At 63.2% G+C, this 11467-nt stretch carries 10 protein-coding genes; 1 reads left to right on the top strand and 9 read right to left on the bottom strand.

From position 1 onward, the window contains the following. Positions 1-19: 19 nt before the first annotated feature. From R2823_07365 to R2823_07340, 6 genes are all read right to left on the bottom strand, one after another. The gene (locus R2823_07365; protein MEZ5176007.1) at positions 20-760 is read right to left on the bottom strand and encodes a YebC/PmpR family DNA-binding transcriptional regulator; all 741 of its coding nucleotides are present in this window, start codon (positions 758-760) and stop codon (positions 20-22) included. A 2-nt stretch (positions 761-762) separates the two neighbouring features. After that, the gene (gene pdxT / locus R2823_07360) at positions 763-1347 is read right to left on the bottom strand and encodes a pyridoxal 5'-phosphate synthase glutaminase subunit PdxT (protein ID MEZ5176006.1); all 585 of its coding nucleotides are present in this window, start codon (positions 1345-1347) and stop codon (positions 763-765) included. After that, the gene (pdxS, locus tag R2823_07355; protein ID MEZ5176005.1) at positions 1344-2237 is read right to left on the bottom strand and encodes a pyridoxal 5'-phosphate synthase lyase subunit PdxS; all 894 of its coding nucleotides are present in this window, start codon (positions 2235-2237) and stop codon (positions 1344-1346) included. The genes pdxT and pdxS overlap by 4 nt, the downstream gene beginning before the upstream one ends. Before the next feature lie 70 nt (positions 2238-2307). Continuing rightward, on the bottom strand, positions 2308-3345 hold the full coding sequence (locus R2823_07350; protein MEZ5176004.1) for a glycosyltransferase family 4 protein: 1038 nt from the start codon (positions 3343-3345) through the stop codon (positions 2308-2310). Beyond that, positions 3345-4235, bottom strand: a complete 891-nt coding sequence (locus R2823_07345; GenBank protein MEZ5176003.1) for a phosphatidylinositol mannoside acyltransferase — start codon at positions 4233-4235, stop codon at positions 3345-3347. The genes R2823_07350 and R2823_07345 overlap by 1 nt, the downstream gene beginning before the upstream one ends. After that, positions 4232-4816, bottom strand: coding sequence for a CDP-alcohol phosphatidyltransferase family protein (locus R2823_07340; GenBank protein MEZ5176002.1), 585 nt, complete (start codon positions 4814-4816; stop codon positions 4232-4234). Before R2823_07340 ends, R2823_07345 begins: the two co-directional genes overlap by 4 nt. A gap of 128 nt (positions 4817-4944) precedes the next feature. Here R2823_07340 and R2823_07335 point away from each other — a divergent pair, with 128 nt between their 5' ends. Next, the gene (locus R2823_07335) at positions 4945-6240 is read left to right on the top strand and encodes a citrate synthase (GenBank protein ID MEZ5176001.1); all 1296 of its coding nucleotides are present in this window, start codon (positions 4945-4947) and stop codon (positions 6238-6240) included. Positions 6241-6249: 9 nt separating this feature from the next. Here the strand turns inward: R2823_07335 and R2823_07330 are convergent, their stop codons facing one another. The 3 genes from R2823_07330 to thrS form a co-directional block, all read right to left on the bottom strand. Next, on the bottom strand, positions 6250-6684 hold the full coding sequence (locus R2823_07330; GenBank protein MEZ5176000.1) for a hypothetical protein: 435 nt from the start codon (positions 6682-6684) through the stop codon (positions 6250-6252). 21 nt (positions 6685-6705) lie between these two features. Then, the gene (locus tag R2823_07325) at positions 6706-9408 is read right to left on the bottom strand and encodes an MMPL family transporter (GenBank protein ID MEZ5175999.1); all 2703 of its coding nucleotides are present in this window, start codon (positions 9406-9408) and stop codon (positions 6706-6708) included. Positions 9409-9505: 97 nt separating this feature from the next. Then, positions 9506-11452, bottom strand: coding sequence for a threonine--tRNA ligase (gene thrS, locus R2823_07320; protein MEZ5175998.1), 1947 nt, complete (start codon positions 11450-11452; stop codon positions 9506-9508). Positions 11453-11467 lie beyond the last annotated feature (15 nt).

Below are 11467 nucleotides of genomic sequence, written 5' to 3'. Positions count from 1 at the left end.
CCGCACGAGCCAGCGAGGTTCACATCTCCATCGTCGCGAGCACATCGTCTGGGATGTCGAAGTTGGCGAAGACCGCCTGAACATCGTCGAGATCCTCGAGCGCGTCGACCAGACGGATCACCTGAGCCGCATGCCGCTCGTCGATCGGCACCGAGGTGGCAGGAAGGTAGGTGACATCACTCGACTCGATGGCGACGCCTGCGGTTTCGAGCGCGGAGCGCACGGCCTGGAGATCGCTCGGTCCACACAGCACCTCCCATTGCCCATCGGACGGGGCAACATCATCGGCACCCCCGTCGATAGCGGCGAGCATGACGGTGTCCTCATCGCCATCGACCAAGAGGTAGCCGCGCTGTTCGAAGAGGTACGCGACCGAACCCGGCTCCCCCAAACTGCCCGCGTTCTTCGTGAACGCGGCCCGTACATCAGACGCGGCTCGGTTGCGGTTGTCGGTAAGGACCTGAACATACACGGCGACCCCACCGGGGCCGTACCCTTCGTAGAAGCTTTCGGTGTAGTCGACGCCGTCGAGGTCCCCTGATCCCCTTGCGATCGCTCGGTCGATGTTGTCCTTCGGGACCGAGTTGTCCTTTGCCTTTTGCACGGCGGTTGCAAGGGTCGTGTTCGCCGCGAGGTCAGGGCCACCGTTGCGTGCAGCCGACTCGATCGCTTTGATGAGCTTGGCAAACAACTTCCCGCGCTTGGCGTCCTGCCGTCCTTTGCGGTGCTTGATGTTGGCCCACTTCGAATGGCCCGCCATGGTCAGGACTCCTCAACAAGATCGACAAGCATCCTGTGGAGCCGACGGTCGTCGGTCAACTCAGGGTGGAAGGCAGCCGCGAGGATATGGCCCTGGCGTACCAATACGGGGTGGCTCGCGCCGCCTTCGCTCCGTACGGATGCAAGCACCTCCACATCGGCGCCGATCTTGTCGATCCACGGGGCCCTGATGAAGACCGCGTGCATCGGCTCGTCGAGGCCATCGATGGTCAGGTCGGCTTCGAAGGAGTCGACCTGACGGCCGAACGCGTTGCGTTGCACGGTCGCGTCGAGCAACCCGAGGAGCGGCTGATCGTGGCCGACCGTGTTGGATGCGAGGAAGATCATTCCTGCACAGGTACCCAGGATCGGCATCCCCTCATGCGCCCGGTCACGGATCGGCTGGATGAGACCGTGGGCGACCGCGAGCCGCCCGATGGTTGTCGACTCCCCGCCTGGAATGATCAGCGCATCGACCGTATCGAGATCAGCGGGTGTCCGCACATCGGGAGCGTCGATTCCGAGGGATTGGATCGCCCTGCGGTGCTCGCGGAAGTCCCCCTGAAGCGCAAGGATGCCGACCCTCATGACCCGCGATGCTGCATCAGCTCCGTGTCGGGCAGCGTCTCGATGTTGATGCCGACCATCGCCTCGCCGAGGTTCTTCGATACCTTGGCGATCATCGCTGGATCGTTGTGGAAGGTCGTTGCCTGCACAATGGCGCTTGCTCGCTCGGCCGGATCGCCCGACTTGAAGATGCCGGATCCGACGAAGACACCGTCACAGCCGAGCTGCATCATCAACGCGGCGTCCGACGGTGTGGCGATCCCGCCGGCGGCGAAATTCACGACCGGCAGCGTTCCGCTTGCGGCGACTTCCTTGACGAGGTCGTATGGGGCACGCAAGTCACGAGCGGCGTTCATCAGCTCGTCTGGCCCAAGGGTCGTCAACCAGGCGATCTGGGCGTTCATCTTCCGCATGTGGCGCACGGCTTCGACCACATTGCCGGTACCGGGCTCGCCCTTGGTGCGAATCATCGCGGCTCCCTCACCGATACGGCGCAACGCTTCGCCGAGATCCTTGGCACCGCACACGAACGGCACCGTGAAGGCTCGCTTGTCGATGTGGTGCTCGTCGACGGGACTGAGCACCTCTGATTCGTCGATGTAGTCCACCCCAAGGGATTCGAGAACCCGCGCTTCGACGAAGTGCCCGATGCGTGACTTCGCCATGACCGGGATCGACACGGCGTTGATGATCTCCTCGACGCGGGCCGGATCCGCCATGCGGGCAACTCCCCCGGCGGCCCGGATATCGGCAGGCACGCGTTCGAGGGACATCACGGCACAGGCACCTGCCTCCTCGGCGATCCGGGCCTGGTCGGCTGAAACGACATCCATGATGACGCCGCCCTTGAGCATTTCGGCAAGGCCGCGTTTGACCTTGTCGGTACCGTGTTGCGTCGTTGCATCGGACATGGTTGAACCCTCACTTGGCGGCCACTTGGCGTCGTGACAAGTCTAGGCGAGGTGGACATTCCCGCGACCGTCACGACGCGGCGATTGCCTCCTCGTACGCCGCAACGAAATCGGAGGCCACCCGATGTCCGTCGAACTGCGCTGCACGCGCAACGCCGGTCCGCGAGAGCCCGGCGCGGAGGCCTTCGTCACCGAGAAGGCGAATGATGCCGTCGGCGATGCCTTCCGGGTCGTTGGGTGCAACGAACACCGCCGCATCCCCCGCGACATGGATGAACGCCGGGAGGGCCGATGCGACCACGGCACATCCCGACGCCATGGCTTCGGCGATGACAATCCCGAAGGACTCCCCGCCGAGGTTCGGGGCGCAGTAGATCCCGGCTCTTGCAAGGATGCTCGCCTTCGTCGACTCATCGACCCGACCATGCCACACAACTCCCGGGATCTCATCGGGCCGGGCCGCCCCCATCACATCGAGGGTTGCCTCCGGACAGGTCGCCCGGATGCGCGGCCAGGCGCGAAGGAGCACATCGAGCCCCTTGCGCGGTTCGTCGCGACCTAGGAATGCAACCGATGCAGGCCGCTTCGGCTGTTGGGAGTAGGACGACACATCGATCCCGTTCGGTACGATCCGGGCCTCGACGATTCCCGCGACCGCGGAACGAGATACCGGGCTCGTTGCCGTTGCCACATCGAGCCCCGACATGATGCGACGCAACAACATGCCCGTTCCGCGATACATGCGGCGCATCAAACGGGAAGGATCGGCGTGGAAGGTACCGACAGAAGGCGCTGCATGCATCCGAGTCGCTGCCAGTGACACACTCGGAACGAGGGGTTCGTGGATGTGGACGACCTCCACTCCTGCGAGTGCTTCGCGCAACGCATGCCGCGTCCGAAGGCTGAGCCTGATCGGAGCTCTCGAACGGTTGACGGCCAAGACGCTGGTGGTGCCGAGGAGTGTCGCAGACTCGGGGCCCTCCGTCCCCGGACCGACGAGCATTGGCTCGTGTCCGAGATCGCGGAGCCATCCGACCAGCTTGATCGCTTGATCCTGGACACCGCCCACCGCGCCAAGATCGTATGGGCAGACGATTCCGATTCTCATCACCCGACTCCTTCGTCGGAAGGCCAGTTCGGTTGGAAGAGATGCCACTGCGACGGGTCACGACGAATGATCGACTCGAGCGTTGTCGCCATCAGCGCCGCACCCTCGGCGATGGCCACATCGCGGGTCTCCGCAGCGGGGATTTCGAGGGGTGGATGGATCTCGATGCGGTGCCCGGCCCCCTCACGGAAATACACCCCGACGGGAATCAACGCCGCCCCCGTCAGCACCGCAAGACCCACCGGTCCGGACGGCATTTTCGTTTCCTCTCCGAAAAACCGGACTGACACGCCACGCCCGGTCACATCTCGATCGGCGAGCAACGCGATCGCTTCGCCACCAGCGAGACGGCGGATCAACTTCGATCGCCGTTGCGGGTCGGTCGTGAGAACGATGTCGATGCCGAGGGCATTCCTGATCCGTACGAACCATCCAGTGATGAGGCTGTTCGGAAGGTCTTCGGCGACCGCGAGTACCGGGACGCCGATCTCGTCGGCGACAAGCCCGGCGACCTCCCAACTCCCGAGGTGCGGAAGGGCAAAGATGATGCCTTGTCCCCGCGCCACCGCTTCGTCGATGTGCCAGAAGCCGTGCCGTTCGACCCGCGCACACACCGCATCGTGTCGCCGCGGACGAAGCCAGAATGTCTCAGCCCAGTAGCGGCCGTACGATTCGAACATCCGATCAACCGCGTAATCGATGGCATCGGCCGGGGCCTGCGATCCCATGACCCGCCGCATGTGACGCTCCAGGAGGGGACGCTTCGCCTTCGAGCGAGCCGCCCAACGCCGCCCGAACCACTCGCCGATGTGGCGCATCCACGGCTCGGGCAATGCACCGAACACGGCCGCGACCGATCGGAATCCCGCATAGACCAGACGCGCCTTCACGATCCGAGCTGCTGCCAGGTCTTCCAGATGCGTTGCGCCACAGTGAAACCGGTCAGGGCGACGAACACCCAGAGAATGGGTTCGAGCGCCAGCCCGAAACCGACAAGTCCGACACCGGTGAGAATGAAGATCATCCGCTCGGCCCGCCCCATCCAGCCCCCTTTTCCTTCCAAACCGAGCACCTGTGCATGCGCCCGGATGTACGGGACGAGGAGTGACAGCACCAGTCCGATGATGCAAAGGACGAGGAGTCTTTGGTCACCGCGGACGAATACCGCGATACCGATCCAGATGGCGATCTCCCCGAAACGGTCGGAGATGGTGTCGAGGAATGCGCCACGGTTCGTCGCCGTTCCCTGCAGGCGCGCGAGCGGGCCATCCAACGCGTCGAGCAGCGTACCGAATCCTGCGGTTGCCGCGCCGAGGGAGAGCCTGCCTGCCGCAATCAGGGTGGCGCCGACGACGGTGATCACCAATCCGAGGATCGTGACCACCGTCGGGGTGAGCCTCAGCCTCGCGAGGAATGCGGCGATCGGTTTGAGTACCGGAGCGACCTTTTTTCGCCCCTTGAGGTCGAGCAAGCGGGACCTCCTTCGCCGGAAAGGTACCACAGACAGTCACGGTTCCTCCTGCCGCTAGAGTCACACCCACGACGGGGATCGGCCGTCAGATAGGGACTCCACGCACCGCGAACGAGGAACCAGGACAGATGAGCGACGCAAAGGCCAGGCTTCAGATCGGAGATGCCAGTCTCGAACTCGACACCTTCGAGGTGTCGGCTGGCCAGCCCGGAATCGACATCAGGCGGCTTCGCGCTGAGATCGGTCATGTCACCTTCGATCCCGGATTCGCGAACACGGCGAACGCCCGTTCTGCGATCACCTACATCAACGGCGCGGCTGGCGAGCTGCGCCATCGCGGCTATGCGATCGAGGACCTCGCTCGCAACTGCAGCTTCCTCGAGGTCGCGTACCTGCTGATGTATGGCGAGCTCCCAAACAAAGCCGCACTCGACACCTGGGAGCACGATATTTCGACACACACGCTTCTCAACGAGGAGATGCGCTCCTTCTTCGACGCGTTTCCCCGTCGTGCACACCCCATGGCGGTGCTGTCGTCTGCGACCAATGCCATCTCGACCTTTTACGACATCTATCGGCGCCCCACCCGGAAACGCGAGGTGGATTCGGGGGCGAGAACGCTGATCGCCAAGCTTCCGACGGTTGCCGCGTGGGCCTATAAGAAATCGATTGGCGAGCCGTATATCTATCCGGACAACACCCTCGGTTATGTCGAGAATTTCCTCCACATGATGTTCGCTCGCCCGGTTGAGGAGACCCCGATCGATCCTGCCGTCGTCAAGGCCCTCAATGTGCTGCTGATCCTCCATGCGGACCACGGCCAGAACTGCTCAACGGCGACCGTACGGTCCGTCGGTTCGTCGCGCGCCAACATGTTCACGAGCGTTGCGGCAGGTATGGGTGCGCTGTGGGGTCCGCTCCACGGTGGTGCGAACCAGTCCGTCATCGAAATGCTCCAGGAGATCCATGACGATCCGAAGGCAACAATCGCCTCGACTCTCGAGCGAGCAAAGGACAAGAACGACGACTTCCGGCTGATGGGCTTCGGCCACCGCGTCTACAGCAACTACGACCCGCGGGCTCGGGTGTTGCGATCGTACGCAGAGGATGTCCTCGACCGGATGGAAACGAGCGATCCGCTCCTCGAGATCGCCCGTGAGCTTGAGGCCGCGGCACTCGAGGACGACTACTTCGCCTCACGCAAGCTGTATCCGAATGTGGACTTCTACTCCGGGATCATCTTCCGCGCACTCGGATTCCCCTCAAGGATGTTCACGGTGCTGTTCGCAATCGGGCGTTTGCCGGGCTGGATCGCGAACTGGATGGAGATGAACAGCGACCCCGACACGAGAATCATGCGTCCGCGCCAGCTCTACATCGGCGAGACCGCGCGGGAATTCGCCCCGATCGCCGATCGGTCCTAGAACTCGTTTCTAGGGAACCCCAACCGCCTCTTCGTGGGTGCCGAGGACCTCGCCGGTCAGGGCATCAATCACCACCAACGCCTGATGGTCCGGTGTGCCACCGGCGGCATAGACGACCACCTGCCACACGGGCTTGGCCAGCCAGCCGCGATAGCCGAGGGTTGCCGATCCGTGGCCGACCTCGAAGGTCGTGTGCCGTCCGGCGGCGGCGATCGCTGCCATGTCCGTGACCTCGATCCTCCAACCACCGACGAACTGGGAGAGGGCAAGCAACAGGATCGGCAGCACCGCCGTCAGCCACATCGCGTTGATGCCGACAGCGAGGATCAGGAGCGAAGCAACTCCGGCGGCGCCGAGGTAGACGACAGAGGCCCTTCGGCGGGTCGCCGTGTCGAGGACACGATACGGAACGGCCCCCGATGGTCGACTCCCGTTGGTCGTCATCCCTCCTGCCCTCCTGAGGCTCTAGGTGGCGTCTCCGTTCGGATCCCCTCCGAGCGGCACAATCGACACCGGTGCATCACCCCGGCGCAGGTGCCAGCGCGACCACACCACAAGCATGGACGGCAGCACCGCCACTGCCGCGATCAGCGCAAGCAGAATCGTGTATGCGGTGACGAACCCGAACTGCCTGAACGGAATCGTGGACGAGGTGACGAGTATCCCGAATCCGAACACGGTGGTTGCGGCAGATCCACCGAGGGCACCACCGGTATGGACGAGCGTTTCTTCGATGGCATCGTCGATATCGTCGACCTCGGCACGCTCCTCGAGGTACCGGTGGGTCACATGGATCATGTACGGGATCCCGATGCCGATCGCGAGCGCCGAAATCGTGGCGGTCACGGGGCCGAAGGGGATCCCGAGCGCTGCCATCAGCCCGAACGACCACACAACCACGATCGCAACCGGGATGGTCGTGATGACGCCCACCATCGGCCTGCGAATCTCGTACCAGAAGTTGATCACCAGAAGGAGGAGGGCGGCCGACAGGGTGAGAATCAGCGATGAGACCTGCGAATCGCTCAGCGTGTCGACGACGAGGCCGCTGATGATGAAGTTCGAAGTCGCTACGGCCGACCCGCCGATGTCGCGCATCGGCTGGAACGCCTCGTTGAGATCAACGGCGAGGCTCCCTGCGTCGGACTCACCCGCCGTGGTGTCGAAGTTGTAGACGGTCGCGTCGTACGAAGGCGTCAGGATTGCACGCATCGTGACGGGATCCTTCGCGTACGCGGCGTCGTAGAGGGGGGAAACATCGGCATCCTCCGGCACTCGCCGATCCTGGCCGAAACCGACCGACAGCGCGGTATTGAAGAGGTCCTGGTCGAACGCCGGGCTTGCCGGGTTGAGCCATTGGTTCATGATTGTCATCAGCGAGTTCCCGGCTGCGAATCGTGCACCCGATGGGAGCTCGACCACCGACACATGGTCGACATCGCCAGCGTTGGTATAGGAGGTCAGCATCGCGTTCCATCCGTCGCCGTTGGTGAGGTCGCCCTCGACGAGTACCGAGGTTGTCTCGGGGAAGTCGAACCGGGTGTCGATGGTCTCCGCCGTGTCCCGAAGCGGGGAAGTGGTTGGAACGAAATCGAGAAAAGAGAACTTCGTCGTGAGTCCCGTCATGCCGTAGGCACCCAACCCGGCGAGAAGCAAGGAAACGACAAGGGTTCCGACCGCGAACTTGTGCGGAAGAATGGCAAGGCTACCGACGGCTTTCGGAATGAGCCGTGACTCGTTGCTGTCGAAGCCGCCCGTGTCGAGAGTGCCTTGCCGTTCGGCCTTGCGATCGAGGAGTTCCCGAATCGCAGGGACAAGGGTCAGCATCAGGGCGAACGATGCGAGAATCCCGAAGGCTGCCATCTCCCCGAACTCGGCAAGCGCGGGAATCGAGCTCGTCACATTCGTGAGGAAGCCAACGGCCGTGGTGACCGTCGCAAGGACGAGGGCAACGCCCACCGTTCGAATCGCTCGGGAGATCGAGCTGTCGACGGAACGGCCGCGTGCGAGTTCCTGGCGGTACCGGGAGTTCATGTGGATCGCGTAGTCGACACCAAGCCCGATGAGCAGGATCGGGAGCAGCTGCACCATCTGGGACATGTCCTTGAACCGGAGGTAGCCGTACCCGTTCATCCAGACGATCGCGAGCATGATCGCCACGAAGGTCACGAGCGTGTCGGCCGTTGTTCGGCGCAGCCGTCGACTCGTCAAGGTCCACATCAAGAAGGCGATCAGGTAGCACGCTGAGGCGCCAATAAGGACTGGCTGCACCTCCACATCGGCCCACGCATCGGGGAACAGGTCCGGAAAGATCGTCGCGAGTCCCGGCACGATCGCAATCCCGGCGCCGACGATCATGAGCGTGACACCCGCGATGTGAATGGCGCGGTCCCGACCACCTTTCGGTTTGACCAGGAAGATCGTTGCGAGAACGAGCAAAATGATCATCACCGCAGCGAGCAACAAGCGCGAGATTTCCGTCTGGAACTCGTCCGTTGACGAGAAGATCAGCTCGGCACTGAAAGGGGTCTCGGTGATCGATGCTGGCATCGGTGCAGAACCGATCGCTGCGGCAAGGTCCTGCGCCCGGTCGGCGAGCTCATCGAAATCATCGGTCGTCTCATAGGTGATCACCGTCAGACCGAGCTCGCTCGTCGCCGTTGCGAGGTCGGCATCGTCACTGAGCAAGGAGGTCAGGAACGGTCGAAACTCAGGCGGCGTCTGCTCGAGCCCTGCCGTGTAGAGGGCTTTGACCTCTGCATCTGAAGTCGGTGCCGGGGCTCCCGCCGCGACCGCGAACTGCACCGGGGCGAGATGGCTCAGAACCGCAGGGAGCTGCGGCGTGTCGACGAGGTACTCCCCGGCACTCGAGGACCGCACTGCCGCTTCGAGTTCTTGGGCCGCTTCGAGCGCAGCGAGCGTGACCACATCTCCGGTGTCGCTGCTCACGACGACCTGCATGTTGGTGACGGCTCCGAACGAGGCAGCGATCGTCTCGGAAGCTTCAAGTTCGGGAGCCGAAGGGGCGAACGACTCGTTCTGGTCCTCGGCTGGCTGGAACTGTGAGCCAAAGGATCCGAGCACCATCGTCACCAAGACGACGACGCCGATCACGATCCACGGGCCACGGCGCACGGACATCGCGAGTCCATTCACAAGGGTCTTCACGGCATGCCTCCAAGAAAAGCGAAAGAAGTGGGGGTGCTTCGCCGGCGCAGACTAGTGACGGTTCTGTTGGCAGCGGTGACCACCGGAAACGGTCGAATCAGCGTGGCGGTGCGGCGAGCTTCTCAAGGCGTTCAACGGTCGCTTGCACCGCAACGCCGCGTTCTTCCTTGTCGTCGCCGCGAAGACGAAGCCCGACGGTGTCGTTTTCAACATCGTTGTCCCCGACAACCAGCACCGCGGGGTGCTTGGCGGTGATGGCCTTCCGGATCTTGTCGCCGACGGTGTCGTCGGCGGTGTCAACCTCCACCCGGAGACCGACCCCCCGGAGGCGGTCAGCGACGGAGGCGGCGTAGTCGCGGTGACGGTCCGCGACCGGGACAACGGTGGCCTGCACAGGTGCCAACCACACCGGGAATGCACCGGCGTAGTGCTCGACGAGAACCCCAACGAATCGCTCGATGGAACCGAGAAGGGCGCGATGGATCATCACCGGTCGTTCCCTCGTGTTGTGAGCCGATGCGTACACGAGATCGAAATTCTCCGGCTGTGCGAAGTCCACTTGGATCGTCGAGAGTTGCCATCGTCGCCCGATGGCGTCCTTGACATGGATGTCGATCTTCGGCCCGTAGAAGGCTCCTTCACCGGGAGCGAGCTGATAGGACAGGCCTGCGGATTCGAGTGACGCGGCGAGGTACGCCTCTGAGCGCTTCCACGCCTCGATGTCCCCGACATATTTCTCGGGGCGGGTCGACAGGTCCGCCTCGAACTCCTCGAAGCCGAAATCGCGCAACACCATCAGCACGAAGTCGAGGAGTCGTTGGAGTTCGTCAGCGAGGCCGTCCTCGGTCGTGAAGATGTGGCTGTCGTCCTGGGTGAAACCTCTCGCCCGCAAGAGACCGTGAACGACGCCTGAGCGTTCGTATCGGTACACGGTCCCGAGTTCGAACAGCCGCATCGGAAGGTCGCGGTATGACCGCGTCGAGGATCGGTAGACGAGGATGTGGAAGGGACAATTCATCGGTTTGACGACATACGCCTGGCCTTCACGCGTGTCGTCGTTGTCGAGCACCATCGACGGATACATGTTCTCGGCGTAGAAGCCGCTATGCCCCGAGGTTTCCCACAGGTCGGCCTTCGCGAGATGTGGACTCACCACACAGTCGTATCCACCGGCAAGGTGGGTCCTGCGCGAGTAATCCTCGATCGTCTTGCGCAGGATGCCGCCCTTGGGATGCCACAACGCAAGACCACTTCCGAGTTCTTGGGGGAAGGAGAAGAGATCGAGCTCTGCGCCGAGCCTGCGGTGATCCCGCTGAGCTGCCTCCTCGAGCCGGACCAGGTACTCGTCGAGTGCTTTGGGTGACTCCCATGCCGTTCCGTAGATCCGCTGAAGCTGCGGGTTCGTCTCGTCACCACGCCAGTACGCCCCGGCGGATCGGAGAAGCTTGAAGGCGACGAGTCTGCCGGTCGATGGCAGGTGGGGACCGCGACACAGGTCGAGGAACTCATCGTTCCGGTAGGTGGAGACGCCGCTGTCTCCGACACCTTCGCCTGCATCGACCCCTTTGATGATCTCGAGCTTGAAGGGATGATCCGCGAAGGCAGCCAGCGCTTCATCGATCGTCAGATGGTCTCGCTCGAAGGGCTGGTCGGCGGCAACGATCTCGGCCATCTTCTGCTCGATCCGTTCGAGATCCTCGGGTGTGAACGGCTCATCGACCGCGAAGTCGTAGTAGAAGCCGTCGTCGATCGCCGGACCGATGGCGAAGGTCGCGTCCGGGAACAGACCGAGGACGGCCTGGGCCATGATGTGCGCTGCCGAGTGTCGCATGACTTCGCGGCCCGCTTCGGTGGTGTCCGTGACGATCGACACGGATGCGTCATCCTCGATGGGACGGTGAAGGTCGTACAGTGCACCATCGACCGTGACCGCCACCGCCGCTTTTGCAAGGCGCGGCCCCACATCGGAGGCAATGCCGTGGCCGGTGACACCTTCGGGATACTCCTTGATGCTGCCGTCCGGGAGCGTGATCGCAACCGTCACCGTGTCTCCTGATCG

Source organism: Acidimicrobiia bacterium (assembly GCA_041393965.1).
GTDB lineage: Bacteria > Actinomycetota > Acidimicrobiia > Spongiisociales > UBA5794 > UBA5794.
The sequence above is the reverse complement of the archived record's forward strand: the minus strand, read 5'-3'. Positions and strand labels throughout refer to the sequence as shown.